General features: G+C 73.9%; 27 protein-coding genes and 1 tRNA gene. 26 read left to right on the top strand and 2 right to left on the bottom strand.

Translation table 11 applies throughout. The features are described 5' to 3' along the window. Window positions 1-216: 216 nt before the first annotated feature. From ACJTNH_RS06500 to ACJTNH_RS06480, 5 genes are all read left to right on the top strand, one after another. Complete coding sequence (locus ACJTNH_RS06500; RefSeq protein ID WP_458173779.1) at window positions 217-1,137, top strand: ParA family protein; 921 nt, start codon at window positions 217-219, stop codon at window positions 1,135-1,137. Between the two features lie 58 nt (window positions 1,138-1,195). Then, window positions 1,196-1,717, top strand: coding sequence for a hypothetical protein (locus ACJTNH_RS06495; protein WP_458173777.1), 522 nt, complete (start codon window positions 1,196-1,198; stop codon window positions 1,715-1,717). A gap of 153 nt (window positions 1,718-1,870) precedes the next feature. Further along, window positions 1,871-2,713: a segregation and condensation protein A gene (locus tag ACJTNH_RS06490; RefSeq protein ID WP_458173775.1), complete on the top strand. Its 843-nt coding sequence runs from the start codon at window positions 1,871-1,873 to the stop codon at window positions 2,711-2,713. Continuing rightward, a complete protein-coding gene (gene scpB / locus ACJTNH_RS06485; RefSeq protein ID WP_458173773.1) occupies window positions 2,710-3,588 on the top strand; it encodes an SMC-Scp complex subunit ScpB in 879 nt (292 codons plus the stop codon). The genes ACJTNH_RS06490 and scpB overlap by 4 nt, the downstream gene beginning before the upstream one ends. A 102-nt stretch (window positions 3,589-3,690) precedes the next feature. After that, window positions 3,691-4,530: a pseudouridine synthase gene (locus tag ACJTNH_RS06480; RefSeq protein ID WP_458173771.1), complete on the top strand. Its 840-nt coding sequence runs from the start codon at window positions 3,691-3,693 to the stop codon at window positions 4,528-4,530. 77 nt (window positions 4,531-4,607) lie between these two features. On the opposite strand, the gene ACJTNH_RS06475 is transcribed toward ACJTNH_RS06480, so the two are convergent. Continuing rightward, window positions 4,608-6,971: a beta-xylosidase/alpha-l-arabinosidase gene (locus ACJTNH_RS06475; RefSeq protein WP_458173768.1), complete on the bottom strand. Its 2,364-nt coding sequence runs from the start codon at window positions 6,969-6,971 to the stop codon at window positions 4,608-4,610. Window positions 6,972-7,066: 95 nt separating this feature from the next. After that, entirely contained in the window at window positions 7,067-8,065 is a 999-nt protein-coding gene (locus ACJTNH_RS06470; RefSeq protein WP_458173765.1) for a LacI family DNA-binding transcriptional regulator, read from the bottom strand. Between the two features lie 299 nt (window positions 8,066-8,364). On the opposite strand from ACJTNH_RS06470, the gene ACJTNH_RS06465 reads away from it, so the two are divergent. From ACJTNH_RS06465 to ACJTNH_RS06365, 21 genes are all read left to right on the top strand, one after another. Next, window positions 8,365-9,675 (top strand): ABC transporter substrate-binding protein, encoded by a 1,311-nt coding sequence (locus tag ACJTNH_RS06465; protein ID WP_458173763.1) that lies wholly within the window; start codon window positions 8,365-8,367, stop codon window positions 9,673-9,675. Between the two features lie 24 nt (window positions 9,676-9,699). After that, window positions 9,700-10,596, top strand: a complete 897-nt coding sequence (locus ACJTNH_RS06460; RefSeq protein WP_458173761.1) for a carbohydrate ABC transporter permease — start codon at window positions 9,700-9,702, stop codon at window positions 10,594-10,596. Window positions 10,597-10,598: 2 nt separating this feature from the next. Next, the gene (locus ACJTNH_RS06455; protein WP_458173758.1) at window positions 10,599-11,504 is read left to right on the top strand and encodes a carbohydrate ABC transporter permease; all 906 of its coding nucleotides are present in this window, start codon (window positions 10,599-10,601) and stop codon (window positions 11,502-11,504) included. A 49-nt stretch (window positions 11,505-11,553) separates the two neighbouring features. Then, a complete protein-coding gene (xylA, locus tag ACJTNH_RS06450) occupies window positions 11,554-12,744 on the top strand; it encodes a xylose isomerase (RefSeq protein WP_458173756.1) in 1,191 nt (396 codons plus the stop codon). 43 nt (window positions 12,745-12,787) lie between these two features. After that, window positions 12,788-14,206 carry a xylulokinase gene (xylB, locus tag ACJTNH_RS06445; protein WP_458173754.1) on the top strand — a complete coding sequence of 473 codons (1,419 nt, stop codon included), beginning with the start codon at window positions 12,788-12,790 and terminating at the stop codon, window positions 14,204-14,206. Window positions 14,207-14,322: 116 nt separating this feature from the next. After that, window positions 14,323-15,396 (top strand): ABC transporter ATP-binding protein, encoded by a 1,074-nt coding sequence (locus ACJTNH_RS06440; protein WP_458173752.1) that lies wholly within the window; start codon window positions 14,323-14,325, stop codon window positions 15,394-15,396. Next, a complete protein-coding gene (locus ACJTNH_RS06435) occupies window positions 15,393-16,310 on the top strand; it encodes an aldose 1-epimerase family protein (protein ID WP_458173750.1) in 918 nt (305 codons plus the stop codon). The genes ACJTNH_RS06440 and ACJTNH_RS06435 overlap by 4 nt, the downstream gene beginning before the upstream one ends. 112 nt (window positions 16,311-16,422) lie before the next feature. Beyond that, complete coding sequence (gene aroH / locus ACJTNH_RS06430; RefSeq protein WP_458173748.1) at window positions 16,423-16,785, top strand: chorismate mutase; 363 nt, start codon at window positions 16,423-16,425, stop codon at window positions 16,783-16,785. Window positions 16,786-16,942: 157 nt separating this feature from the next. Next, window positions 16,943-17,632 carry a (d)CMP kinase gene (gene cmk, locus ACJTNH_RS06425; RefSeq protein ID WP_458173746.1) on the top strand — a complete coding sequence of 230 codons (690 nt, stop codon included), beginning with the start codon at window positions 16,943-16,945 and terminating at the stop codon, window positions 17,630-17,632. After that, window positions 17,629-18,993, top strand: a complete 1,365-nt coding sequence (gene der, locus ACJTNH_RS06420) for a ribosome biogenesis GTPase Der (protein WP_458173744.1) — start codon at window positions 17,629-17,631, stop codon at window positions 18,991-18,993. Before cmk ends, der begins: the two co-directional genes overlap by 4 nt. 103 nt (window positions 18,994-19,096) lie before the next feature. Beyond that, window positions 19,097-19,170, top strand: a tRNA-Pro gene (locus ACJTNH_RS06415). A gap of 471 nt (window positions 19,171-19,641) precedes the next feature. After that, window positions 19,642-19,857: a hypothetical protein gene (locus ACJTNH_RS06410; protein ID WP_458173742.1), complete on the top strand. Its 216-nt coding sequence runs from the start codon at window positions 19,642-19,644 to the stop codon at window positions 19,855-19,857. Window positions 19,858-19,996: 139 nt separating this feature from the next. Further along, the gene (locus ACJTNH_RS06405; RefSeq protein WP_458173740.1) at window positions 19,997-20,662 is read left to right on the top strand and encodes a CDP-alcohol phosphatidyltransferase family protein; all 666 of its coding nucleotides are present in this window, start codon (window positions 19,997-19,999) and stop codon (window positions 20,660-20,662) included. Next, window positions 20,659-21,657 (top strand): DUF881 domain-containing protein, encoded by a 999-nt coding sequence (locus ACJTNH_RS06400; RefSeq protein WP_458173738.1) that lies wholly within the window; start codon window positions 20,659-20,661, stop codon window positions 21,655-21,657. Before ACJTNH_RS06405 ends, ACJTNH_RS06400 begins: the two co-directional genes overlap by 4 nt. Before the next feature lie 3 nt (window positions 21,658-21,660). After that, a complete protein-coding gene (locus ACJTNH_RS06395) occupies window positions 21,661-21,993 on the top strand; it encodes a small basic family protein (protein ID WP_222194877.1) in 333 nt (110 codons plus the stop codon). After that, window positions 21,990-22,937, top strand: coding sequence for a DUF881 domain-containing protein (locus ACJTNH_RS06390; RefSeq protein ID WP_458173736.1), 948 nt, complete (start codon window positions 21,990-21,992; stop codon window positions 22,935-22,937). The genes ACJTNH_RS06395 and ACJTNH_RS06390 overlap by 4 nt, the downstream gene beginning before the upstream one ends. A gap of 134 nt (window positions 22,938-23,071) precedes the next feature. Next, a complete protein-coding gene (gene gcvH / locus ACJTNH_RS06385; RefSeq protein ID WP_458173733.1) occupies window positions 23,072-23,473 on the top strand; it encodes a glycine cleavage system protein GcvH in 402 nt (133 codons plus the stop codon). Between the two features lie 294 nt (window positions 23,474-23,767). Continuing rightward, a complete protein-coding gene (gene odhI, locus ACJTNH_RS06380; RefSeq protein WP_164702279.1) occupies window positions 23,768-24,313 on the top strand; it encodes an oxoglutarate dehydrogenase inhibitor Odhl in 546 nt (181 codons plus the stop codon). Then, window positions 24,310-25,032: a transcriptional regulator FtsR gene (gene ftsR / locus ACJTNH_RS06375; protein ID WP_458173731.1), complete on the top strand. Its 723-nt coding sequence runs from the start codon at window positions 24,310-24,312 to the stop codon at window positions 25,030-25,032. Before odhI ends, ftsR begins: the two co-directional genes overlap by 4 nt. Window positions 25,033-25,138: 106 nt before the next feature. After that, on the top strand, window positions 25,139-25,627 hold the full coding sequence (locus tag ACJTNH_RS06370; protein WP_458173729.1) for a bifunctional nuclease family protein: 489 nt from the start codon (window positions 25,139-25,141) through the stop codon (window positions 25,625-25,627). 245 nt (window positions 25,628-25,872) lie between these two features. Beyond that, window positions 25,873-26,445, top strand: coding sequence for a MerR family transcriptional regulator (locus ACJTNH_RS06365; protein ID WP_458173727.1), 573 nt, complete (start codon window positions 25,873-25,875; stop codon window positions 26,443-26,445). Window positions 26,446-26,474: the final 29 nt, after the last annotated feature.

Genomic DNA, 26,474 nt, shown 5'->3' with positions numbered 1-26,474 from the left:
ACAGCCACCAGCCCGGTCCCGGGGGCCGACGAGCGCCGTCGGACGGCAACTTGTCGACAAGGTGACCCGAGGTGGTCACGGTCGCCCCGGGCGCTGCCGAGAACGGGAGCGGGAGAACGGACCAGCGGCTTCCCCCCGCAGGTCCACCACGTCCTCCCGCCGTCGTCACCGGCCGGTGACCACGGTCCGGTGCGACCCAGGGAAGAGGCAGAAGCGATGTCGACACGAGCCGAGGCGGCGGGGTCCGCCGTCGGGCTCCCGTACGTCGGGGACCCGGCCGGAGGCGCCGAGATGGGTGCTCCGGCGAGCCGGGTCGACCCTGCCCGTGCGCGGCAACGCCGGCTGCCCGACCCCAAGCCGATCAGCTCGCACGGCCCGGCCCAGGTCATCGCCATGTGCAACCAGAAGGGCGGCGTCGGCAAGACGACGTCCACGATCAACCTGGGCGCGGCGCTGGTCGAGCAGGGCCGCCGGGTGCTGCTGGTCGACCTCGACCCGCAGGGCGCGCTGTCGGTCGGCCTCGGCGTCCCCTCCCAGGGGCTGGAGCGCACCATCTACAACGCGCTGATGGAGCCGGCCACCTCGCTGGCCGACGTCCGCGTCGCCACCGGCATCCCGGGTCTGGACCTGGTGCCGAGCAACATCGACCTGTCCGCCGCCGAGGTGCAGCTGGTCAGCGAGGTCGCGCGCGAGCAGACGCTGCTGCGCGTGCTGGCCCCCATCCGGGCCGACTACGACTACGTGCTGATCGACTGCCAGCCCTCCCTCGGGCTGCTCACGGTCAACGCGCTCACCGCCGCACAGGGCGTGATCATCCCGCTGGAGTGCGAGTTCTTCTCCCTCCGTGGCGTCGCCCTGCTGGTGGACACCATCGACAAGGTCAAGGAGCGGCTCAACCCGTCCCTGGAGATCTCCGGGATCCTGGCCACCATGTACGACACGCGGACCGTGCACTGCCGCGAGGTGTTCAGCCGGGTCGTCGAGGCCTTCGGCGACACCGTGTTCCAGACCGTCATCACCCGCACGGTGCGCTTCCCGGAGACCACCGTCGCCGGGCAGCCGATCACCCAGTGGGCCCCGTCGTCGACGGGCGCCGCGGCGTACCGCGACCTGGCCAAGGAGGTCCTCGCCCTGTGACCGCGTTCCCGAGGTCACCCCTCACCGCACGCCCGACGGACGCCACGGAGGTGACCGCGTGACCCGCCGCCCCGTGCTGCCGGGCGCCGCCGAGCTGTTCCGGCGCACCGACACCCCGGCCACGCCGCCGCCGGCGCCGGTCACCGAGCTGCCGACCCTGGCCGCCGCGCAGGCCTCGCCCGCGCTGCGCACCAGCCGGGACGCCGACGCCACGCCGACCGCCGGCGGCACGCCCGCCCCGGCCGCGCCGCTGGCGCTGGTGCCCGACGTGGACGGCGGCGCGCCGCGGATCGTCGTCGACGAGCTCGCCGCGCACCGCGCCACCCTGCCCGCGGCCGCGCCCAAGGCGCCCCGGCAGCGCGCGGAGAAGAGCCGCACCAAGCACGAGGAGAAGATCACCGTCTACTGCTCCGCCGAGGAGCTGCTGGCCCTGGAGACCGCCCGGCTCACCCTGCGCGGCCAGCACGGCGTGGCCGCCGACCGCGGCCGGATCGTCCGTGAGGCGATCGCCGTGCTGCTGGCCGACCTCGAGGTGCACGGCGAGGACTCGGTCTTGGTCCGCCGGCTGCGCAAGAACTGACCTGGGCCCGACCCAACTGACCTGGGCCCGGCCCGCGGGGGCGTCCTCCCGCGGGTCGGGCGGCACCGTCGCCGGAGCCCGACGGTGCGGTGCTGCAGGGGCCGGTGTGGTCAGCAGCCTGACCGGCGCTGCGTGCCCGTCTAGGGTCGGAGCGTGACGACGGCGCAGGCGGTGGAGGCCCCGACGTCCGGCGACGGGCGGTTCACCGTCCGGCTGACCAACTTCGAGGGCCCGTTCGACCTGCTGCTGCAGCTGATCGGCAAGCACAAGCTCGACGTCACCGAGATCGCGCTCTCGGTGGTCACCGACGAGTTCATCGCCCACCTGCGGGCCCTCGGTGACGAGCTCGACCTCGACCAGGCCAGCGAGTTCCTGGTCGTCGCCGCCACCCTGCTCGACCTCAAGGCCGCCCGGCTGCTGCCCGCCGCCGACGTCGAGGACGAGGAGGACCTCGCCGTCCTGGAGGCCCGCGACCTGCTCTTCGCCCGGCTGCTGCAGTACCGGGCCTACAAGCGCGCCGCGGAGTTCCTGCGCAGCCGGGAGGCCGAGGCGTCCCGCCGGTACCCGCGGTCCGTGGGCCTGGAACAGCGGTTCGCCGACCTGCTGCCCGAGGTGCTGCTGGGGGTCACCCCCGAGCAGTTCGCCGCCCTGGCGCACCAGGCGCTGGTGCCCAAGCCCCCGCCGACGGTCAGCGTCACCCACCTGCACGCCCCCGCGGTCAGCGTCACCGAGCAGCTGCTGCTGGTGCGCAGCCGGGTCGCCACCGCCGGGACGGCGACGTTCCGGGCCCTGAGCAGCGACTGCGCGCACACCCTGGAGGTCGTCGCGCGGTTCCTGGCGCTGCTGGAGCTCTACCGCCAGCAGCTGGTGACCTTCGACCAGGTGTCGCCGCTGGGTGAGCTGCACGTGCGCTGGACCGGGCCCGACCTGGTGGGCGGGCGCCTGCCCGACGAGGTCGACCCCGACACCACCGAGCACCTGGCGGAGTACACGTGAGCGACCGGCCGGAGGAGCCGCGTCCCTTCTCCTGGGACGCCGTCGCCGCCGAGGTCGCCGCCGGGCTCGAGCAGGACGACACCCCCGCGGAGGACTGGGGCGCGGTCGCCGCCCGGCTGGCCGCCGACCTGGGCACCAGCTCTCCGGACGTGCCCGTCGCGGACCCGGCCGCGGCCGAGGAGGCGGCGACCGTCGAGGAGGCGCCGGCCCCCGTGCTGGCCCGCGGGCCCGCCGCCCCGCCGGTGGAGCTGGTCGTCGTCCCCGAGCCCGAGGCCCGGGTCGAGGAGGCCGCCGCACCGGACCCGGAGCCGGACGACCCGGACCTGGACCCGCAGGCGCTGCGCGGTGGGCTGGAGGCGCTGCTGTTCGTCGTCGACAGCCCCGTCGACGAGGGCTCGCTCGCGGCGGCGCTGCGCTGCTCGGTGCGCCGGGTGCGACGCGAGCTGGCCGCGCTGGCCACCGACTACGACGCGCGCCGGGCGGGGATCACGCTGCGCCGGGTGGGGGAGGGGTGGCGGCTCTACACCCGGGAGGAGCACGCCGCCGTCGTGGAGCGGCACCTGCTGGAGGGCCAGCGCAGCCGGCTCACCCAGGCCGCCCTGGAGACCCTCGCGGTCATCGCCTACCGGCAGCCGGTCACCCGGGCCCGGGTGTCGGCGATCCGCGGGGTGGGCGTGGACGCCGTCGTCCGGACGCTGGTCACCCGCGGGCTGGTCCGCGAGGCCGGCGCCGACCCCGACACCGGCGGCGGGCTCTACGTGACCACGCCGCTGTTCCTGGAACGGCTGGGCCTCACCGGCCTCGACGAGCTGCCCGAACTGGCCCCGCTGCTCCCCGACACCGGCACCGTCCTCGACGAGCACCCCGACGCCTGACCCCTCGCGGCCATGGTGTCCGACACGGCCGCAGGGGCCGGTCCCCCCCGGGCGGGCGAGCGATGGTCGGAAGGAGTGCGCCGGGGTGGGAGGATGGCGGGGATGAACACCGCACCCGATGACGAGTCGACGACCTCCGGCGGCGAGGGCTGGTCCGAGGACATGGAGCTCGCCCCGGTCCACCCCGGCGACGCCGAGGACACCGCGACCGAGGCCGGTGAGGGCGAGCGGCTGCAGAAGGTGCTGGCCCGCGCCGGTGTCGGCTCCCGCCGGGTCTGCGAGGACATGATCGACCAGGGCCGGATCTCCGTCGACGGCCAGGTCGTGCGGGTGCAGGGCATGCGGGTCGACCCCGACACCGCGGTCATCGCGGTCGACGGGCGGCGGATCGACATCCGCAACGACAAGGTCAGCTACGCGATGAACAAGCCCTTCGGCGTGATCACCTCGATGAGCGACGACCGCGGCCGGCCCACGGTGGGGGAGATGATGGGCGACCTGGCCGCCGGCCTCGTGCACGTCGGCCGGCTCGACCAGGACACCGAGGGCCTGCTGCTGCTCACCACCGACGGCGAGCTGGCCCACCGGCTCGCCCACCCCTCCTACGAGGTGAAGAAGACCTACCTGGCCCAGGTCAGCGGCTCGGTGCCCCGGGACATGGCCAAGCGGCTGCGCAAGGGCATCGAGCTGGAGGACGGGCCGGTCAAGGTCGACTCCTTCCAGGTCGTGGACACCCACGCCGGCCAGTCGGTGGTCGAGGTGGTGCTGCACGAGGGCCGCAAGCACATCGTCCGGCGGCTGCTGGCCGAGGTCGGCCTGCCGGTCAACCGGCTCACCCGCACCGCGGTCGGCCCGATCGAGCTGGCCCGGATGCGCAGCGGCACGATCCGCAAGCTCACCCGCACCGAGGTCGGCGCCCTGCACGAGCTCGTCGGGCTGTGACCCCGAGGACCTGCTGACCGGACACACGACAACGGCCGCCGACCCGATGGGTCGGCGGCCGCTGTCGTGACCAGGTCCTACAGCGCGGTGGTCTCCACCGGGGTGGTGAGCACGCGGTCGGCGCCGACCACCCGGTCGGCCCCGGTGAGCCGCAGCGGCGCGGTCAGCCGCAGGTCCTCGCTGGAGGCGCCCAGCGCCAGGACGACGTCCCCGGACTCGACCACGCGGCGCAGGTCGCGCCCGGTGAACGCGGTGCGGTCGGCGTGCAGCGTGAAGGACACCCGCGCGGCGGCGCCGGCGGCCAGCTCGACCCGGGCGAACCCGACCAGCTGACGCACCGGGCGCACCACGCTGGCCACCGGGTCGGACAGGTACAGCTGGACGACGTCGGCGCCGGCCCGCTCGCCGGTGTTGCGCACCGTGCAGGAGACGGTGACGGTCCCGTCGGTGGCCCAGGCGCCGTCCGGTGCGCCGTCGACCTGCAGGTCGTCCCAGGCGAAGGTCGTGTACGACAGCCCGTGGCCGAACGGGAAGGCCGGGGTGGGGTCGGCGGCGCTGATCCCGCTCTTCGCGCCGAGCGCGCCGTGCAGGTACGTGGCCGGGGAACCGCCCGGGGTGCGGGCCACCTGGACCGGCAGCCGCCCGGAGGGGTTGACCCGCCCGCTGAGCACGCCGGCGACCGCGCCCGCGCCCTCCTCGCCGGGGAAGAACGCCTGCACGATCGCGGCGGCCCGGTCGGTGACCGCGCCCAGGGCGTACGGGCGGCCGGTCAGCAGCACCACGACGACCGGCTTGCCGGTGTCGAGCAGGGCGTCGAGCAGCTCGGCCTGGGCGCCGGGCAGCTGCAGGTCGTCGGCGTCGCAGCCCTCGCCGGAGGTGCCGCGGCCGAACAGGCCGGCGACGTCGCCGAGCACGGCCAGGACCACGTCGGCCTCGGTGGCGGTGCGCACCGCCTCGGCGATGCCGCTGCGGTCCACCTCCTGCACCGGCACGCCGCGCGCGGTGCTGATCTGCGCACCCGGGAACTCGCTGCGCACGGCGTCGAGCAGGGTCGGCAGCTCGATGCCCAGGTCCATGTCGGGGTGGGCGACGCCGACGTGGTTCGGGAAGGCGTAGCAGCCCATCAGCGAGAGCACCTCGTCGGCGGCGGGGCCGACGACCGCGAGCCGGGCCGGCTCCTGCAGCGGGAGCACCCCGGCCCGGTCGGCGAGCAGCACCACCGAGCGCTCGGCGAGCGTGCGGGCCAGCGCCCGCATGTGCGGCGGGTCGAAGTCCAGCTCGCCGCCGTCGCGCAGCGCCTCGGGCTCGGGGTCCCAGCCGGCGTCCAGCAGGCCCAGCTCGCCCTTCTGCAGCAGCACGCGCTCCAGCGCGCGGTCGACCAGCTCCAGCGGCACGGCGCCGGTGCGCAGCAGCTCCAGCAGCGGCTCGCCGTAGCAGCGCACGGTGGGCAGTTCGACGTCGATGCCGGCGGCCAGCGCCAGCGCCGCGGCCTCACCCGGGCCGCCGGCCACGCCCTGGGTGGTCTCCAGGAAGGAGACGGCGAAGTAGTCGGCGACGACGGTTCCGTCGAAGCCGAGCTCGCCGCGGAGCAGGTCGGTCATCAGGCCCGGGTCGGCGGCGGGCGGGACGCCGTCGACGGCGGCGTAGCTGTTCATCACCGAGCGGGCGCCACCGTCGCGCAGCGCCGTCTCGAAGGGCGGGAGGACGACGTCCCGGAACTCCCGCTGGCCCATCCGCACCGGGGCGTGGTTGCGGCCCGCGCCGGAGCCGGAGTAGCCGGCGAAGTGCTTGAGGGTGGAGACGATGCCGGCGCTCTCCAGGCCGCGGACGTAGGCGCTGCCCAGGGCGGCGACCAGGTAGGGGTCCTCGCCGATGGTCTCCTCGGTGCGGCCCCAGCGGTGGTCGAAGCTGACGTCGAGCACGGGGGAGAGCCCCTGGTGCACGCCGACCGAGCGCATCAGCTCGCCGATCCCGCGGGCCATCGTCTCCACCGACTCCGGGTCGAAGGCGGCGCCCCAGGCCAGCGGGGTGGGGAAGACGGTCGCCTTCCAGGCGGTGAACCCGGTCAGGCACTCCTCGTGGGCGATCGCCGGGATGCCCAGCCGGGAGCCGGAGACGATGCCGCGCTGGGTCTGGGCGAGCACCCGGGCGCCGGTCTCCGGCTCGACCGGGCCGGTGCCGAAGACGCGGGTCAGCTGGCCCAGCCCCGGCTTGGTCAGCTCCTCCCACGGCGGCAGCGGCTCGGCGAACTCGTGCTGGTTCGGCGACACCTCCTCGCCCTCGGAGATGGCGGTCCAGACCCCGTAGAGCTGGGCGACCTTCTCCTCGAGGGTCATCGCCTCCATCAGCAGGCGGACCCGCTCGGGCAGCGGGCGGGACTGGTCCCGCCATGCGTCCTGCTGCTGGGCGTCGAGGTCGGGCAGGGACTGGGGCTCGGTCACGAGACGGGCTCCTGGTTCGGTTCGGTTCGGGCGCCGGCGGAGGGCGGTGGGCCGTCCGCCGGGGAGGTCGGGTGGTGGTCAGCGCCAGGCTGGGGTCAACGTCGTGGGGTGGCCGTGGACGCGCGGGGGACGAGGTGGGTGGCCAGCTCGACCCGCTGGCTGGCGAGCGCGCCGCCGTCGATCAGCTCGTGCAGCATCCGGCCGGCCATCCGGCCCATGTCGGCCAGCGGCTGGCACACGGTGGTCAGCGGTGGGGACGACCAGCGGGCCATCGGCAGGTCGTCGAAGCCGACGACGCTGAGGTCGCGAGGGACCGACAGCCCGGCCTGGCGGGCGGCCTCCATCACCCCGAAGGCCTGCTCGTCGCTGCCGGCGAAGATCGCGGTCGGTGGGTCGGGGAGCGCGAGCAGGGCCTGCGCCTGGTCGTACCCGCCCTGGTGCCGGAAGGTGCCGTGCCGCAGCAGCTGGGGGTCGACGGTGATGCCGGCCCGCTCCAGCGCGGCGCGGTAGCCGTCGATCCGTGCGCGGCTGCACAGGTAGTCCTGCGGCCCGCCGATCACCGCGATCCGGCGGTGCCCGAGGTCGACGAGGTGCTCGGTGGCGGCCAGGCCGCCGGCCCAGTTGGTCGCCCCGACGCTGGGCACGTCCTGCCCGGGCATGTCGACCGGGTCGATGACGACCACCGGCAGCTTCGACCGGCCGAGCCGGCGCTGGTCGGCGGCGGTGAGGCGGGAGGTGACCACGAGCGCGCCCCGTCGGCCGCCGTTGATCAGCGCCTGCACCCAGTCGGTGTCGGCGGTGCGGTCCTGGGAGGAGACGACGACCTCCAGGCCGCTCTCGGTGACCCCGCGCAGGATCTCCACGGCCCAGGGGCTGTCGAGGGCGGTGAAGACCACGTCGACCAGCAGGTCCTCCGGCGCCCGCCGGGTCACCGGCACGTAGTTGTGCAGGTCCAGCAGCTGCTGCACGTGGGCCCGGGTGGCCGGGGCGACGTCCTGCTTGCCGTTGACGACCTTCGACACGGTGGGCAGCGAGACCCCGGCCGCCGCGGCGATGCTCGCCAGCGTCGGTCGGCCCAGCTCGTTCGGTGGCACGCTCGGCCCTCCCGGTCCTCGATCGGTGCCGGTCCAGCTCCGCGGGGAGCCTGGCCGGCTCGACGGGAGCGGTCAGGCCGGCGTCGCTGTCGGCGTGCCCGGAACGTTATCGAAAGTTTCGGTCGCTGCATAGTCATCAGAGGTCACCGCGCGTCGTCTGCGCTGGTCCGGTCACAGCATTGACGACACGCCGGGACGAGCAGTGACGGGGCCGTTGACACCCGGCGGTGACGTGGCTTACGTTCTCGCAACTGCCCGAAACTTTCGGTTTTCAACGACGAAACAGGAAGGTGCGTGGGATGACATCCCGGCGTCTGAGCCGTGTGGCCGTCTCGGCCACGTCCCTCGTCCTCATCGGCTCCATGGCCGCCTGCGGGTCCTCCGGCCCCGCCGGTGGTGGCGGTGGCGGTGGCGGCGACACCGCCCAGGTCTGGGCCCTGCAGGACGCGGCCCTCGCGCCGATCCTCGAGGGCTCGATCGAGCGCTTCAACGAGCAGTCGGAGGCCGGCGAAGCCGAGCTCACGACGTTCGGCAACGACCCCTACAAGCAGCGGCTCCGCATCGCGATCGGCACCCCGACCGCGCCGGACCTGTTCTTCAACTGGGGCGGCGGCAACCTCAAGGAGTACGTCGACGCCGGCGAGGTCGAGGACCTGACCGGGCTGCTCGACGAGAACCCCGAGCTGCGCGACGCCTTCCTGCCGAGCGTCCTCGCCGGCGCGGAGCTGGACGGCGCGAACTACGGCCTGCCGATGCGCGGCATGCAGCCCGTGGTCCTGTACTACAACCAGGCGGTCCTCGACGAGGCCGGCGCCACCGTCCCGACCACCTGGGCCGAGATGCTCACCGCCGTCGACCAGCTCAAGGCCGCGGGCAAGACCCCGGTGGCCCTGGCCGGCAACCAGCCGTGGACCGAGCTGATGTGGGCCGAGTACCTGCTCGACCGCGTCGGCGGCCCGCAGGTGTTCCAGAACATCCGGGACGGCGTCGAGGGCGGCTGGCAGCAGCCGGAGGTCCTCCAGGCGATGACGCTGCTGCAGGAGTTCATCGAGCGGGGTGCCTTCGGCAGCGACTTCGCCTCCGTCGGCTACGACGTCGGCGGTGCCTCCACGATCCTGGCGCAGGGCGACGCGGGCTTCCACCTGATGGGCTCGTGGGAGTACACCAACCAGCTGGACCAGAGCCCGGACTTCGTCGCCGCCGGTGACCTCGGCTGGACGGAGTTCCCGGCGGTCGAGGGTGGCGCGGGCGACCCGTCGAACCTGGTCGGCAACGTGTCGAACTTCTACTCGCTGACCGCCGACTCCGGCAACAAGGAGGCGGCCCGCGAGTACCTGGAGACGCAGCTCACCAGCGACGAGTACATCACCGACCTGATCGAGGCCGGGGACGTGCCGCCGGTCGAGGGCATCCGCGACCAGCTCGCGGCCACCGACAACGGCGACCACGCGACCTTCGTGTACGACTCGGCCGTGGCCGCCGACAACTTCCAGCTCTCCTGGGACCAGGACCTGACCTCTGACGAGGCCAACGAGATGCTGGAGCAGCTGTCGCGGTTCTTCCTCGGCGAGATCGACGCCCAGGGCTTCGTCGACGCGCTGGCCGGCTGAGAGATCGAACGAGAACGGTAGATCATGAGTTCACGAGGGTCCTCGGTGCAGACCGGTCTGCAGCGGCCGTCTGCCTGGTACGCCACACCGGCACTGCTCTTCTTCGGGCTGTTCGCGCTGGTGCCCATGGTGCTGGTCGTGTACCTCAGCTTCACCGACTGGAGGGGCTTCGGTTTCCCGGGCCTGTCCGGGACGGAGAACTGGGAGCGCCTGGTCCGGGACGGCGAGGCACTCGACTCGCTGGGGCTGACCCTCTTGTTCATGGTCTTGTCCTGGCTCGTCCAGACCCCGATCGCGATCATGATCGGGGTCTGGGCGGCCGGCAAGCAGCGGAACCGCGCCGTGCTCAGCACGCTGTTCTTCCTCCCGCTGCTGCTGTCCACCGCCGCCATCGCCCTGCTGTGGCGGTCGGTGCTCGACACCAACTTCGGCGTCACCCAGGCGCTGCCGGTCCTGGACCGCTTCAACTTCCTCGGTGACACCTCGATCGTCGTCTACACCGTCGTCTTCGTGGTGAGCTGGCAGTACATCCCGTTCCACACGCTGCTCTACCAAGCGGCGACCCGCGGGATCCCGGCCAGCCTGTACGAGGCGGCGACCATCGACGGCGCCGGGCGGTTCAAGCAGTTCTTCCAGATCACCCTGCCGCTGCTGCGCTACACGATCGTCACCTCGAGCGTGCTGATGCTGGTGGGCTCCTTCACCACCTTCGACACGATCCTGATCCTCACCGGCGGTGGACCGGGCACGGCGACCCGCGTCGCGCCGCTGTACATGTACATCACCGGCTTCAGCGCCTACGAGCTCGGTTACGCGAGCGCCATCGCGGTGCTGCTGCTCCTGCTCGGTGGCGTGCTGTCCCTGGTCGTGACCAGGGCGACCGGGTTCCGCAACATGCAGAGCGAGCAGGAAGGGGTCTGACCGTGACCCAGACCGCCATCCACCCGGAGACCATCAGCGCGGGCTCGACGGCCTCCCGGCCGCCGCGCCGTCGCGGCAGTGCGGGCGGCCGCCGGGAGAAGCCCAACCTCCTCGCCGGCGTGCTCGCCACCTTCTGGCTGGTGCTCGTGGCCGTCCCGCTGTACTACCTGGTGGCGGCGAGCTTCCGGACCCGGCAGGACTACCTGTCGACCAACCCGCTGAACCCCCCGTCGGACCCGACGGGCGAGAACTACGGGACGGTCTTCTCCGGCGGCTTCCCCACCTACCTGGTCAACACCGCCGTCGTCACGGTGGCCACGGTGGCGATCGTGGTGGGGCTGTGCGTCCCGGCGGCCTACGCCATCGCCCGCAACACCGGCCGGCTGGTGCAGCGCGGCTTCTCGATCATGCTGATCGGCCTGGCCATCCCGGCGCAGGCGACGATCATCCCGGTGTACCTGCTCATCACCCAGATGCGGCTCTACGACACCCTGCTGGCCATCATCCTGCCGACGGCTGCCTACGCCATGCCGGTGGCGTTGCTGGTGATGACCAACAGCCTGCGGGACATCCCCAAGGAGCTCTACGAGGCCCAGACCCTCGACGGGGCGGGGCCGTTCGCGGTGCTGCGCAGCCTGGTGCTGCCGCTGGCCAAGCCGGCGATCACCACCATCTCGGTGTTCACCGCGCTCAACGCCTGGAACGGCTTCCTCTTCCCGCTGGTGCTCACCCAGTCCAAGGACACCCGCGTGCTCACCCTGGGCCTGTGGGACTTCCAGGGTCAGTTCGGCACCAACGTGCCGGGACTGCTGGCAGCCGTCACGCTGTCGGTCGTCCCGATCTTCCTGCTGTACCTGTTCGGTCGGCGCTACCTGCTGGGCGGCCTGACGGCCGGCTTCGGCAAGTGACCGCCCCGCAGACCTCCTGATCCACCTGTACTCGAGAGGAACTCACCTGATGACCGACCTGAAGCCCACGCGCGAGGACAAGTTCACCTTCGGTCTCTGGACGGTCGGCTGGCCGGCGGCGGACCCGTTCGGCACCGCCACCCGCGAGCCGGTGGACGTGGTCGAGTCGGTGCACCGGCTGGCCGAGATGGGCGCCTACGGCGTCACCTTCCACGACGACGACGTGATCCCCTTCGGCAGCGACACCGCCGCCCGGGACGCGCACATCAAGCGCTTCCGCGCCGCGATCGACGAGACCGGCCTGGTCGTGCCGATGGTGACCACCAACCTGTTCACCCACCCGGTGTTCAAGGAGGGCGGCCTGACCGCCAACGACCGCGAGGTGCGTCGCTACGCGATGCGCAAGGTCATGCGGAACATGGACCTGGCCGCCGAGCTGGGCGCGCAGACCTACGTGCTGTGGGGCGGCCGCGAGGGCGCCGAGGTCGACATGGCCAAGGACCTCATCGCCTCCCTCGACCGCTACGCCGAGGCGATCGACACCCTGGCCGCCTACTCCGAGGCCCGCGGCTACGGCCTGCGCTTCGCCCTGGAGCCCAAGCCCAACGAGCCCCGCGGCGACATCTTCCTGCCCACCATCGGGCACGCGCTGGGCTTCATCGCCAAGCTCGAGCACGCCCACCTGGTGGGGCTCAACCCCGAGACCGGGCACGAGCAGATGGCCAACCTGAACTTCACCCACGGCATCGCCGAGGCGCTGTGGGCCGGCAAGCTCTTCCACATCGACCTCAACGGCCAGCACGGCCCGAAGTTCGACCAGGACCTGGTCTTCGGCCACGGCGACCTGCTGCAGGCCTTCTCCACCGTCGACCTGCTGGAGAACGGCGGCGTCGACGGCGCCCCGGCCTACGACGGCCCGCGGCACTTCGACTACAAGCCGCTGCGCACCGAGGACATGGACGGCGTGTGGCGCTCGGCCGCGGCCAACATGCGCACCTACCTGCTGCTCAAGGAGCGCGCCGCGGCGTTCCGCGCCGACCCGGAGGTGCAGGAGGCGTTGGCCGCCGCCCGCGTCCCCGAGCTGCGCCAGCCCACCCTGGCCGCGGGGGAGTCCTTCGAGGACCTGCTCGCCGACCGGTCGGCGTTCGAGGACTTCGACGCCGAGGCCGTGGCCAAGCGCGGTGCCGGCGTCGTCCGGGTCGACCAGCTGATGATCGAGCACCTGCTCGGCGCCCGCTGAGCGCAGTCGGAGAGAGTGCAGCCATGACGCTGGTGGCGGGAGCATGACGCTGGTCGCGGGGGTCGACTCCTCGACCCAGTCGTGCAAGGTCGTGGTGCGCGACGCCGGGAGCGGCGCCCTGGTCCGGGAGGGCCGGGCGCCGCACCCGGACGGCACCGAGGTCGACCCGGCCGCCTGGTCCGCGGCGCTGCGGACGGCGATCGAGCAGGCCGGTGGCCTGGCCGACGTCGCCGCGGTCGCCGTGGGTGGGCAGCAGCACGGGATGGTCTGCCTGGACGAGTCCGGCCAGGTGGTGCGTCCCGCGCTGCTGTGGAACGACACCCGGTCCGCGCAGGCCGCCACCGACCTGACCGCCGAGCTCGGTGGCGGTCAGGCGTGGGCCGACGCGGTCGGGCTCGTCCCGGTGGCCTCCTTCACCGTCACCAAGCTGCGCTGGCTGGCCGAGCACGAGCCGGAGAACGCGGCCCGGACGGCGGCGGTCTGCCTGCCGCACGACTGGCTGACCTGGCAGCTGGCCGGGTCGACGGGCCTGGACGCCCTGGTCACCGACCGGGGCGACGCCAGCGGCACCGGCTACTGGTCGACGCACACGAACGAGTACCGGCCCGACCTGCTCGAGCGCGCGTTCGGCCGCACCCCGGTGCTGCCGCGGGTGCTCGGCCCGGCCGAGCAGGCCGGCACCGTCGCCGGTGGCGCGCTGGGTGCCGCCGGGGGAGCGCTGCTGGGCCCGGGCACCGGTGACAACGCCGCCGCCGCGCTCGGCATCAACGCCGAGCCCGGCGACGTCGTGGTCTCGATCGGCACCTCGGGGGTGGTCTCGACCGTCTCGACCACGCCGAGCGCCGACCCGTCGGGCACCGTGGCCGGTTTCGCCGACGCCACCGGCAACTTCCTGCCGCTGGCGGTGACGCTGAACGCCGCGCGGGTGCTCGACGCGACCGCCCGGCTGCTGGGGGTCGACCACGACGAGCTGTCCCGGCTCGCGCTCAGCGCACCGGCCGGCTCGGGCGGGCTGGTGCTCGTGCCCTACCTGGAGGGCGAGCGCACACCGGACAAGCCGCGGTCCACCGGTGCGCTGCACGGCCTCACGCTGGCCACGGCCCACCCCGCGCACCTGGCCCGGGCCGCGGTCGAGGGGCTGCTCTGCGGCCTGGCCGACGGGCTCGAGGCGATCTCCGCCCTGGGCAACCCGGTCCGCCGGGTGCTCCTGGTCGGCGGTGGCGCCCGCTCGGAGGCGGTGCGCCGGCTGGCCCCCGCCGTCCTCGGGGTGCCGGTGCTCGTGCCGCCGCCGGGGGAGTACGTCGCCGACGGCGCCGCCCGGCAGGCTGCCTGGGTGCTCGCCGGCGGCGACACCCCGCCGGTCTGGCCGGCCACCAGCACCGAGACCTACGAGGCCGACCCGGTCCCGCACGTGCGGGAGCGGTACGCCGAGGTCCGCGAGCTGACCGCCGACCGCACCTGACCCACCGCGGTGCCGTCGTCTGACGCGACGGCACCGCTGCACGCCCCCGACCCGCGCCAGCGGGCGGCCATCACCTCCCCGCGGAGCGGCGGAGGAGGAGCACGAGAGGGAACACCATGGCGTCTGTCACCTACGACTCCGCGACCCGCCTGTACGCCGGGGCCCAGCGCCCCGCGGTGGACGCGCTGGACCTCGAGATCGAGGACGGCGAGTTCCTCGTGCTGGTCGGCCCGTCCGGCTGCGGCAAGTCGACCTCGCTGCGGATGCTCGCCGGTCTGGAGGACATCGACGGCGGCCGCATCCTGATCGGCGGCAAGGACGTCACCGACACGGCGGCCAAGGACCGGGACATCGCGATGGTGTTCCAGAACTACGCGCTCTACCCGCACATGACGGTGGCCGACAACATGGGCTTCGCGCTCAAGATGGCCGGCATCGGCAAGGAGGAGCGCCGCTCCCGGGTCGAGGAGGCGGCCAAGCTGCTCGACCTGGAGCCCTACCTGGACCGCAAGCCGAAGGCGCTCTCCGGTGGCCAGCGCCAGCGCGTGGCGATGGGCCGGGCCATCGTCCGCTCCCCGCAGGTCTTCCTGATGGACGAGCCGCTGTCCAACCTCGACGCCAAGCTGCGCGTGCAGACCCGCACCCAGATCGCCTCGCTGCAGCGCCGGCTCGGGGTCACCACGGTCTACGTCACCCACGACCAGACCGAGGCCATGACCATGGGCGACCGGGTCGCGGTGCTCAAGGACGGTCTGCTCATGCAGGTCGGCCGGCCGCGCGACCTGTACGACAACCCGGCCAACGTGTTCGTCGCCGGCTTCATCGGTTCGCCGGCGATGAACCTGTTCGAGCTGCCGCACACCGACGGCGGGGTGGCCTTCGGCGACACCGTGCACCCGGTCGCCCGGGACGTGCTGGGCCGCGCGGCCGGCGGCACGGTCACCGTCGGCATCCGCCCGGAGGACCTCGAGCTCGCCGACTCCGGCCTGACCGTCGACGTCGACGTCGTGGAGGAGCTGGGCGCGGACGCCTACGTCTACGGCCGCGCGAAGGTCGGCGACGGCGAGCACGACATCATCGCCCGCGTCGACGGCCGGACGCCGCCGCGCAAGGGCGACGTCCTGCACGTGTTGCCGCGCGCCAACCACGTCCACCTGTTCGACACCGCCAGCGGCGAGCGCCTCGGATGACGGTGTTCCCCACCGGTGAGCAGTACCGGCTCACGCACGCCGGGGCGGAGGCCGTCGTCGTCGAGGTCGGCGGCGGCCTGCGCACGTACCGGGACGGCGGCCGCGACCTGGTCGACGGCTTCGGCGAGCGGGAGATGGCCGGCAACGCGCGCGGGCACGTGCTCGCACCCTGGCCGAACCGGCTCGACGACGGCCGCTACACCTGGGACGGCGCCGAGCACGTCACCCCGCTGTCGGAGGCCGAGACCGGCAACGCGATCCACGGGCTGGTCCGGTTCGCCGCCTGGCAGGTGGTCGACCGGTCCAGCGACGCGGTGACGCTGGAGCACCTGCTGCACCCGCAGCCCGGCTACCCGTTCACCCTGCTGCTGCGGATCCGCTACGAGCTGTCCGCCTCGGGGCTGCGGGTGGAGACCACCGCCACCAACTGCGGCGACGTCCCGCTGCCCTACGGCGAGGGTCACCACCCCTACCTGGCCGCCGGCGCCGGCCTGCACGTCGACGACTGCACCCTGACCGCGCCGGGGGCCACCCGGCTGGAGACCGACGCGCGGGCGCTGCCCACCGGTTCGGTCCCGGTCGCCGGCACGCCCTACGACCTGCGCGCGGGCCGGCTGATCGGTGACCTGGTGATCGACCACTGCTTCACCGACCTGGCCCGGGACGACGACGGGCTGGCCCGGGTGCACCTCGCCGGACCCGATGGCCGCGGTGCCACCGTCTGGATGGACGCCGCCTACCGGTACCTGCAGGTGTTCACCGGCGACGTGGTGCCCGAGCCGCGGCGCCGGCGTGGCCTGGCGGTCGAGCCGATGACCTGCCCGCCGAACGCGCTGGCCACCGGTGAGGGCATCCGCCGGCTCGAGCCGGGCGAGTCGACCACCGCCGTCTGGGGCATCGCCCCGCTCGGCTGAGCTGCCGCTCCGCCCCGCCGTCCTGCGGTGGGGCGGAGCGGGTGGCGCGGCCTCCGTAGACTCGACCGAGGTGCCTGGCGACCCGGGTGCTGCATCGATCGAGGAGAGTGCCGTGGCCGTCCGAGCCATCCGGGGTGCCACGCAGGTGGCCGCTGACGACCGGGACGAGGTCCTCGAGGCCACCCGCGAGCTGGTCGGCACCGTGCTGGAGCGCAACGAGCTCGACCCCGCCGACCTGATCAGCATCCTGTTCACCGCCACCCCCGACCTGGTGTCGGAGTTCCCGGCGCTGGCCGCCCGGGAGCTGGGGCTGGGTGACGTGCCGCTGATGTGTGCCACCGAGATCGCCGTCCCGCACGCCTTGCCGCGGGTGCTGCGGCTGATGGCGCACGTGGAGACCGGGCGCACCCGCGCCGAGGTGCAGCACGTCTACCTGCGGGGCGCGGTCGCCCTCCGCCGGGACATCGCGCAGTGAGTGAGCATCGAGTGAGCGCCAGCGAGCGAGGAGCGGAGCGAACGTCGCTGCGCAGGGGCATCGCGCAGTGATCGAAGGACCCCGTCCCCCCCACGACTCGCAGGCTCGCCGCGGGCCCCTGGACGGCGCCGGAAGAGCAGTGAACGGAGAGAGTGCAGTGAGCGAGCAGTTCCGCGGCCAGGTCACCCTGGACGGGCCCTCGGGCACCGGGAAGTCCAGCGTCGCCCGTGACGTGGCGACCCGGCTGGGCGCGGCCTACCTGGACACCGGCGCCATGTACCGGGCGGCCACCGTGGCCGTCCTGGACGCCGGCGTCGACCTCACCGACGCCGAGGCGGTCGCCCGCGCGGTCGCGGCCGCCGACATCCAGGTCGGGACGACGGCCGACGCCGAGCTCGTGCTGGTCGACGGGGTCGACGTCGCCGAGCGGATCCGCGGCGCCGAGGTCACCCGCACGGTGTCGCCGGTCTCCGCCGTCCCGGCCGTGCGCCGGCTGCTGGTCGACCGGCAGCGGTCGCTGGTCGCCGAGGCGGCCGCGGTCGTCGTCGAGGGCCGGGACATCGGCACGGTCGTGCTGCCGGAGGCGACGCTCAAGGTCTACCTGACCGCCGCACCCGAGGCGCGCGCCCAGCGGCGGGCCGGGCAGCTGGGCGTGACCGACCCCGCGCGGATCGCCGAGATCGCCGCCGACCTGCGCCGCCGCGACGAGTACGACAGCAGCCGGGCCGACAGCCCGCTGCGCCCCGCTGCCGACGCGATCGTCGTGGACAGCACCGGGCTGGACCGTGAGGCCGTGGTCGAGCGCGTGCTCGACCTGGCCCGCACTGCAGTAGGAGAGCCCGCATGAGCACCGACAACGACCTCCCCGGAGGTGACCAGCCCACCGGTCCGCTGCCGGTGGTGGCCATCGTGGGGCGCCCCAACGTGGGCAAGTCCACCCTGGTGAACCGGTTCCTGGGCCGCCGCGCCGCGGTGGTGCAGGACGTCCCGGGGGTGACCCGCGACCGCATCCCGTACCAGGCGCTGTGGAACGGCCGGAACTTCACCGTCGTCGACACCGGCGGCTGGGAGCCCAAGGCGACCGGCATGGCCGCCTCGATCGCCCGCCAGGCCGAGTACGCGATGAAGACCGCCGACGTGATCGTGCTGGTCGTCGACGCCTCGGTCGGGGTCACCGAGACCGACCTGGCCGCCGCCCGGGTGCTGCGCCGCAGCGACCGGCCGGTGATCCTGGTCGCGAACAAGGTCGACGACGAGCGGGGCGAGTCCAACGCCGCCGAGCTGTGGTCGCTGGGCCTCGGGGAGCCGTACTCGGTCAGCGCGCTGCACGGCCGCGGCAGCGGTGACCTGCTCGACCTGGTGCTCGACGCGCTGCCGGAGGCGCCGCGGGAGACCGAGGAGGTCGGCGGACCGCGCCGGGTGGCGCTGGTGGGCCGGCCCAACGTGGGCAAGTCGAGCCTGATCAACCGGCTGTCCAAGGAGGAGCGCTCGGTCGTCGACTCGGTCGCCGGCACCACCGTCGACCCGGTCGACTCCTTGGTCACCCTCGGCGGGGAGGAGTGGAAGTTCGTCGACACCGCCGGGCTGCGCCGCAAGGTGAACACCGCCAGCGGCACCGAGTACTACGCCAGCCTGCGCACCGAGGCCGCCATCGAGGCCGCCGAGGTGGCCGTGGTGCTGCTCGCCGCCGACGAGGTGATCAGCGAGCAGGACCAGCGGGTGATCACCCAGGTGATCGAGGCCGGGCGCGCGCTGGTCATCGCCTTCAACAAGTGGGACGCCGTCGACGAGGACCGGCACGACCAGCTGGAGAAGGAGGTCGACCGCGACCTGGCCCGGATCAAGTGGGCCAGCCGGGTCAACATCTCCGCGGCCACCGGCCGCGGGGTGAACAAGCTGGCCGGCCACCTGAAGACGGCGCTGGCCGGCTGGGAGACCCGGGTGCCGACCGCCGAGCTGAACACGTTCATCCGTGCGCTGGTGCAGGAGACCCCGCCGCCGGCCCGCGGCGGCCGCGCCCCGAAGATCAAGTACGTGACGCAGGCCGACATCCGGCCACCCCGGTTCGTCGTCTTCTCCACCGGGTTCCTGGAGGCCGGCTACCGCCGCTTCCTGGAGCGCAAGCTGCGCGAGCAGTTCGGCTTCCACGGCACCCCGATCGACGTCTCGGTCAAGGTGCGCGACGCGCGGGCGGACAAGAAGAAGTAGGTGCCCGCACCGTCGGGCCCGGTCGTCGGACCGGATCTGCCGGTGAGGTAACCTGCTCCGGCAGCGATCGAGCGACCGGCGGCTCCGCCGGGAACTCGGAGCTCGGGCTGTAGCGCAGCTTGGTAGCGCACTTGACTGGGGGTCAAGGGGTCGCAGGTTCAAATCCTGTCAGCCCGACAGAAGTCGCAGGTCAGAGGCCGTTCCCGGAACACCGGGAACGGCCTCTGCCGTCTCGTCCGACGACCTGCCCGTCATCGTGACCGCGGGCACCGGTGTCCGCTCGCTGTCTCCCGGAGGAGGTGACCGCCTCCCCGCAGGCCGGGTCGGACCAGGTGCAGGTCCGCGTCTGCACGGTGCTGGCGGGCAGGGCTGCGGCCACGACGGCTCGGTCCGATGTGGTCGGGCGGGCCGGCCAGCGCGCGACCCGGTCGCGTCCACCCCAGGGCGCACGGTGCCGGTGCCCGCCGCTGAGCGCGCGCCGTCTCCGGTGGCCGCCCGGTCGGGTCGCGCACCGGACCCCCGCCGTACGGTGCCGGTGACACGGTGGTCCGACCCGGGCGTCGTCCTCACGGACGGGCGGTCCGGACCGGCTCCCGAGGAGGGGCCTGGCCACGTCGTGGGCCGGGCCCGGACGGAGAGGACAGTGCGATGACCGAGGTGACCACCCGGCTGCTCCAGCCGGGAGTCGAGCCCGACCCGCAGTACCCGCCGCTGGACCCGGCCGAGCCGGCGCCGGTCGACCCGGGGCCCCTGCTCCCGGACACCCCCGACGACCTGCCGCCGGCCCCGGCCGAGCCGGCGCTGCCGCCGGCGCCGGTCGTGCCGCCCGACGACCCGGAGGACCCGCAGCCGGTCCCGGCCTGAGCCCGTGTCCGGTCCGTGAGCGGCCCACCGCACCCGGTACCGACCGGGGAGGAACCGGTGGTCGGTGGGCCGGTCGCGGCCGGGGAGGTGGACGCCGGGCACTAACCTGGCCCGCGGTGGACGGCGAGGTGGAGCTGCGATGACGACGGCCGACGATCGGGCGACCGACGTCCCGGCGGACGGACCCCGGGGGAGCCGCGCCCCGGCACCCCTGGTGAACCGCGACGACCTGGGCGACCAGGTGCTCACCCTGCCCAACCTGCTCTCGGTGGTGCGGCTGCTCGGCGTCCCGCTGTTCCTGTGGCTGCTGCTGGGGCCGCACGCCGACGGCTGGGCGATCGTGGTGCTGGCGCTGTCCGGCGTCACCGACTGGGCCGACGGCAAGCTGGCCCGCGCCCTGGGGCAGTCCAGCCGGCTGGGTGCCCTGCTCGACCCGGCGGCCGACCGGCTCTACATCGTGGCGACGCTGGTCGCCTTCGTGATCCGCGACGTCATCCCGCTGTGGGTCGTCGTCGTGCTGCTCGCCCGGGAGCTCGTGCTCGCGGCGACCCTGCTGCTGCTCCGCCGCGCGGGCTGGCCACCGCTGCAGGTGCACTACCTGGGCAAGGCGGCCACCTTCCTGCTGCTGTACGCCTTCCCGCTGCTGCTGCTGGCCGACGGGCAGGGCACCGCTGCGGCCGTCGCCGCGCCGATCGCGTACGCGCTCACCGTGTGGGGCGCGGCGCTCTACGTGCTGGCCGGGGTGTTCTACGTCGTCCAGGCGGTGGGCCTGCTGACCGGCGGCCGGGCGGGGGTGCGCAGGTGAGCACCCGGCAGGGGAGCGGCCCGCCCCCGGGCCGGCAGCGCTCCCTGGGCGCCTCGCTGCTGGACCAGGTGCTCGCCGAGACCGTCGACCCGGCCTACCGCCAGGCGACGGAGGCCCGGGCCGCCCGCCGCGCCCGGGCCGAGGCCTCGGGCGAGCCGCGTCCGCCGCGCCCGTGGTGGCGGCGGAACCGCGGGCAGCTGCTCGTCGCGTTCACCCTGCTGCTCACCGGCCTCCTCGCGGCCATCACCTACCGCGAGGCCGCCGCCGGGGCGCAGGGGCGGGAGGAGGCCCGTCAGGCGCTCCGTGAGGACGTCGTGGAGGAGACCGAGGCCAACGCCGAGCTGGTCACCCTGCTCGAGGAGCTCACCGCCGAGGTGGCCAGCACCCGCGAGGGCGCGCTGGCCCGCAGCGTCGTGGGTCAGCGGGCACTCGAGCAGCTGGCCGCCGCCGAGCAGGGGGCCGCCGTCCAGCCGGTCTCCGGGCCGGGGCTGCGCGTCACGCTGGGCAATGCGCCGCCGGCTGCCGACAGCGACCCGGTCGGTGGCTCCGACCAGGTCGCCCTGGCCGGCATCGTGCAGGACGGCGACCTGCAGCTGGCGGTCAACGCGCTCTGGGCCGCGGGTGCCGAGGCGATCAGCATCGACGGCCAGCGGATCGGCGCGACCACCGCGATCCGGCAGGCCGGTGACGCGATCCTGGTCGACTTCCGGCCGGTGCTCAGCCCCTACGAGATCGAGGCGATCGGGGATCCCGGCGACCTGGCCCGGCGGTTCGTGCCCAGCCCGGAGTCCCAGACGCTGGCCGGCCTCACGAAGAGCTTCGGCGTCGTGTTCGACTACGCCCGGGTCGACGACCTCGACCTGCCGGCCGGCACCAGCGCCGAGCTGCGCCACGCAGCGCCCCTGGCCGAGGAGCCCGGGGACGCGCCCGCCGGCACCGGCGACGCCGCCACAACCGACGCCGCCACCACCGACCCGCTCACCGACGGAGGCTGACGCGTGATCCCGATCCTCGGACTCGCGGTCGGTGTGGTGCTGGGGCTGCTGCTCGACCCCAGCGTGCCGCTCTGGCTGCAGCCGTACCTGCCGATCGCCGTGGTCGCCGCGCTCGACGCGGTCTTCGGCGGCGTGCGCGCCCGGTTCGACGGCATCTTCGACGCCAAGGTCTTCGTCGTGTCGTTCGTCTCGAACGTCGTGGTCGCCGGGCTCATCGTGTTCCTGGGCGACCAGCTCGGCGTCGGGGCCCAGCTGTCCACCGCGGTCGTCGTCGTCCTCGGCATCCGGATCTTCGGCAACGCCGCGGCGATCCGCCGGCACCTGTTCCGCGCATGAGCGGCGGGCAGCAGCCCGGCCGCTGGGCCGGCGACGGTCCGGGCCGCCGGAGAGGGGACGCCGCCCCCTCGGGGGAGGCCGGCGGCGAGCACGCGGAGGCGGCGGTCCCGGAGCCGCGGGGTGCCCGGCCGGGCCCCGGGGAGGCGACCGGGCAGCGGCCGCACCCCGACGAGCCGACGGAGGGGCCGGGCGTCGTCCCGGGTCTCCGGGACGAGCCGTCGGAGCCCCCGGGCGGTGCCCCCGCAGCGCGCCGCCGGCGACGGGACCCCCTGGCCGCGACGCTGATCGGTGTGCTCACCCTGCTGCTGGGCTTCGCCTTCGCCGTCCAGGTGCGCAACACCGACACCGACCAGGCCCTGGTGGGTGCCCGCGAGGAGGACCTGGTCCGCATCCTCGACGACCTGACCGCCCAGCAGGACCGGCTCCGCCAGGAGATCGCCGACCAGCGGACGGCGCTGGAGCAGCTCGGCAACTCCGACAGCGCCGCGGCCGCCGCGCTGGAGGAGGCGCGGCAGCGCGCGGAGACGCTGGGCATCCTCAACGGCACGGTGCCGGCGCAGGGGGAGGGGCTGGTCATGACCATCCGTGACCCCCAGGACGCGGTCACCGTCGCCGACGTCCTCAACGCCATCCAGGAGCTGCGCGGGGCGGGTGCGGAGACGATGCAGATCAACGACGTCCGGATCGGGGTGAGCAGCGCGGTCACCGGTGAGCCCGGCGACCTGTCGATCGACGGCATCCCGATCGAGTCGCCCTACGTCTTCGAGGTGATCGGCTCACCCGAGGACATGGCGACCGCGATGAACATCCCCGGCGGGGTGTCCCCGTCGGTGGTCAACCGCCGCCAGGGCAGCGTGGACATCGTCCAGTCCGAGCAGGTCGTCGTGGACGCGTTGCGGCCGCTGGACGAGCCTCAATACGCTGAGCCCGGCAGCGGGGACTGAACGAAGGACCCCCTCGCCCCCCAGCCCTCGCTGCGCTCGGTCCGGGCCCCTGCGAGGGGGCCGGACCGCGCACTGGCCGAAGCGCGCACAGTCCTGACCGAGCAACGACCGAACCGAACACTGGAGACGCCCGCATGGCCACGCCCGACGACCGTCGTTACACCGACCAGCACGAGTGGGCGCTGGTCCAGGGCACCGAGGGGGCTGACACGGTGGTCCGGGTCGGGATCACCGACCACGCCCAGGACGCCCTGGGCGACATCGTGTTCGTGCAGCTGCCCGACGTGGGCGCGGAGGTCGCGCCCGGGGCGGCGATCGGCGAGGTCGAGTCGACCAAGTCCGTCTCCGACGTCTACTCCCCGGTGACCGGCGTGGTGACCGCGGTCAACGACGTGCTCACCGACGCCCCGGAGACGGTGAACAGCGACCCCTACGGCGCCGGCTGGCTGGTCGAGGTCCGGGTCAGCGGTGACCAGGACCCCACGGCCGACCTGCTCGACGCAGCCGCGTACGAGGCCGTCGTCGCCGGCTCCTGACCTCTCGCCGGTGCAGCTCCCGCGTCGCAGCGTCCGGTCCTCCGGTGCGCGGACGTCCGGGCACCCCGCCGGTCGGGCGGGTGCACCGTCGATCACTATCATCAGCGCAGACGGTCGAGCCGTGAGTCCAGCGGCAGCACCCGACCCTCACCCTGTACGTGCGGTTGACCCTCGGGTCGGCCGCTGGTTCCATGATCCCCGGCCCGACCGCGACCATGCGGCGGCCGACCTGCGGCGGGCCGACCGGCTCGTCGTCCGCCGGCCGACCGCGGCCGTACCACCAGGCCCGCGGCGGTGCCCCCTGCACCGGAGGAGACCGACGTGCTCTGCACTCGATGTGGCCACCAGAACCCCGAGGGCAGCCGCTTCTGCGCGCAGTGCGGCGCCGCGCTGAGCCCCGAGCGGGTCGGTGAGTCGACCAGCATCATCCCCAAGGTCGGCGGGGAGGACTCCGGCGAGCAGGCCGAGGTCGCCGAGTCGACCGCGGACGCGCACGCCGGCGCCGTGGAGTCCCTGCCGGCCGGGTCCGCGCTGCTCGTGGTCAAGCGCGGCCCGAACGCCGGCAGCCGCTTCCTGCTCGACCAGGAGGTGACCACCGCCGGTCGGCACCCCGACAGCGACATCTTCCTGGACGACGTCACGGTCAGCCGGCGGCACGTCGAGTTCCACCGCGAGGGCGGCGGCTTCACCGTGCACGACGTCGGCAGCCTCAACGGCACCTACGTCAACCGCGAGCCGGTCGACGTGGCCTCGCTCGCCGGCGGCGACGAGGTCCAGATCGGCAAGTTCCGCCTGGTCTACCTGACCGGGCCGCGGACGGGCGAGCCGGCCGGCGCATGACCGCGGTGCCCCAGCCCAGCGGCAGCGCTGACCGGGACACCGACGACACGACGCCCCGGTTCACCATCGGCGAGGTCCTGTCGCTGCTGCGCGGCGACTTCCCCGAGGTCACGATCAGCAAGATCCGCTACCTGGAGTCGGAGGAGCTGGTCCACCCCCAGCGGACGCCGTCGGGCTACCGGAAGTTCTCCGGTGCCGACGTCGTCCGGCTGCGGTACGTGCTGGCCGCCCAGCGCGACCAGTACCTGCCGCTGCGGGTGATCAAGGAGCAGCTCGACGCCCGGGACCGGGGTGAGCCCGTGCCGACCGCCGGGGACGGCCCGGGCGGTGCCGGCGAGCTCGCCGGCACCGCCCCCGTGCCGGCGGCCGAGTTCGCCCGGGCCGCGGGCCTGACCGACGAGCAGCTGGCCGACTGCGTCCAGTTCGGGCTGGTCAGCCAGGACGCCCAGGGCAGGCTGCGCCCCGGCGACCTGCCGGTGGCCAAGGCCGCCGCGGGCCTGGCGCAGCACGGCATCGAACCGCGTCACCTGCGGGTCTACCGCACCGCCGTCGAGCGGGAGGCGGCGCTGCTGGAGCAGCTGGTCGCCCCGGTGCTGCGGGCGCGGTCGGAGGACGCGCACTCCCGCGCGGGGGAGCAGCTGCAGGAGCTCGCCGGGCTCTCCGCCCAGCTGCACTCGGCGCTGCTGGCCGCCCGTCTCCGCGAGGTCCTCGGCGGCTGATCACTGGCGTACCGTTGAGCGGGCAGGGGCACGCTCCGACGCACACCGGCCGACGCCGGGAGCGGACGTGCGGTCGACGGGGGAAGTCAGCGGAGGGGAGCCAGCCGTGCAGGAGCTCAGGGTCGTCGGCGTCCGGGTCGAGCTGCCGGGCAACCAGCCCATCCTGCTGCTCAAGGAGACCCAGGGGGAGCGCTACCTCCCGATCTGGATCGGTGCCGTGGAAGCAGCGGCCATCGCCTTCGAGCAGCAGGGCGTCCGCCCGGCCCGGCCGATGACGCACGACCTGCTGCGCGAGGTGGTCACCGCGCTGGGGGCCAGCCTCGAGGCGGTGCACATCACCGAGATGCGCGACGGCATCTACCTCGCCGAGCTGCTGTTCGGTGACGAGCGGACCGTCAGCGCCCGCCCGTCGGACGCCGTGGCGCTCGCCGTCCGCACCGGCGCCCCGATCTACGGGGCGGAGGAGCTGCTCGACGAGGTGGGGATCGAGATCCCCGACGAGCAGGAGGACGAGGTGGAGAAATTCCGCGAGTTCCTCGACAACATCAGCCCCGAGGACTTCGGCGCCGGGTCCGGCTCCGGCGGCCCGGCCTGAGGGAGGACCCCCTCACCCCTCGCGAGCTCGGGGTGGGGCCCTGAGAGGGGGCCGGGGGGCCGAGGGCACCCCCGTTGGGGTGAGGACTGCGACACGCCGCTGCCTTCGGTTGACCGGTCATCGGTGCGCGCCTACGGTCAGCGAATCACGTGTGTGGAACTCCCGGAGCCCCGCCTCGTGACCGCCCCGGCGACAGCGCGGGCGCGGCCCAGGTGCTGGGTGCGGAACTCGAGGAGGCGCTGCCCATGAGCGATCAGGACAACGGATCGCAGGGTCAGCTGTTCAGCGACGCGGCCGTGGGTGCGCCCTCCTACGACGAGGTCGACACCGACGTGGTCGGGTACCGCGGCCCGACGGCCTGCGCCGCCGCCGGCATCACCTACCGGCAGCTCGACTACTGGGCCCGCACCGGTCTGGTCGCCCCCTCGGTGCGCACCGCCACCGGGTCGGGCACCCAGCGGCTCTACTCCTTCCGCGACATCCTGGTGCTCAAGGTCGTCAAGCGACTGCTCGACACCGGCGTCTCGCTGCAGAACATCCGCAAGGCCGTCGACCACCTGCGCACCCGCGGGGTCAAGGACCTGGCCAACATCACCCTGCTGTCCGACGGCGCGACGGTCTACGAGTGCACCTCCGCCGAGGAGGTCGTCGACCTCCTCGCCGGTGGCCAGGGCGTCTTCGGGATCGCGGTCTCCGGTGCGCTGCGCGAGCTGTCCGGCGAGCTGGCCGAGCTGCCCGCCGAGCGGCTGGGCGGCAGTGGCGCGGCTGCCGACGACGAGCTGTCCGCCCGGCGCCGTCGCCGCGCCGCCAGCGCCTGACGAAGGCCCCCTCTCCCCGGCTCCGTCCC

This window comes from Modestobacter lacusdianchii (assembly GCF_054177765.1).
The sequence above is the reverse complement of the archived record's forward strand: the minus strand, read 5'-3'. Positions and strand labels throughout refer to the sequence as shown.

What these genes read in the sequence shown, in the direction of transcription:
- ACJTNH_RS06500 (WP_458173779.1), top strand. Translation starts at nt 217, where the DNA reads ATGTCGACACGAGCCGAGGCGGCGGGGTCCGCCGTCGGGCTCCCGTAC.
- ACJTNH_RS06480 (WP_458173771.1), top strand. Translation starts at nt 3,691, where the DNA reads ATGAACACCGCACCCGATGACGAGTCGACGACCTCCGGCGGCGAGGGC.
- ACJTNH_RS06465 (WP_458173763.1), top strand. Translation starts at nt 8,365, where the DNA reads ATGACATCCCGGCGTCTGAGCCGTGTGGCCGTCTCGGCCACGTCCCTC.
- ACJTNH_RS06460 (WP_458173761.1), top strand. Translation starts at nt 9,700, where the DNA reads ATGAGTTCACGAGGGTCCTCGGTGCAGACCGGTCTGCAGCGGCCGTCT.
- xylA (WP_458173756.1), top strand. Translation starts at nt 11,554, where the DNA reads ATGACCGACCTGAAGCCCACGCGCGAGGACAAGTTCACCTTCGGTCTC.
- xylB (WP_458173754.1), top strand. Translation starts at nt 12,788, where the DNA reads ATGACGCTGGTCGCGGGGGTCGACTCCTCGACCCAGTCGTGCAAGGTC.
- ACJTNH_RS06440 (WP_458173752.1), top strand. Translation starts at nt 14,323, where the DNA reads ATGGCGTCTGTCACCTACGACTCCGCGACCCGCCTGTACGCCGGGGCC.
- ACJTNH_RS06435 (WP_458173750.1), top strand. Translation starts at nt 15,393, where the DNA reads ATGACGGTGTTCCCCACCGGTGAGCAGTACCGGCTCACGCACGCCGGG.
- der (WP_458173744.1), top strand. Translation starts at nt 17,629, where the DNA reads ATGAGCACCGACAACGACCTCCCCGGAGGTGACCAGCCCACCGGTCCG.
- ACJTNH_RS06410 (WP_458173742.1), top strand. Translation starts at nt 19,642, where the DNA reads ATGACCGAGGTGACCACCCGGCTGCTCCAGCCGGGAGTCGAGCCCGAC.
- ACJTNH_RS06405 (WP_458173740.1), top strand. Translation starts at nt 19,997, where the DNA reads ATGACGACGGCCGACGATCGGGCGACCGACGTCCCGGCGGACGGACCC.
- ACJTNH_RS06390 (WP_458173736.1), top strand. Translation starts at nt 21,990, where the DNA reads ATGAGCGGCGGGCAGCAGCCCGGCCGCTGGGCCGGCGACGGTCCGGGC.
- gcvH (WP_458173733.1), top strand. Translation starts at nt 23,072, where the DNA reads ATGGCCACGCCCGACGACCGTCGTTACACCGACCAGCACGAGTGGGCG.
- ftsR (WP_458173731.1), top strand. Translation starts at nt 24,310, where the DNA reads ATGACCGCGGTGCCCCAGCCCAGCGGCAGCGCTGACCGGGACACCGAC.
- ACJTNH_RS06365 (WP_458173727.1), top strand. Translation starts at nt 25,873, where the DNA reads ATGAGCGATCAGGACAACGGATCGCAGGGTCAGCTGTTCAGCGACGCG.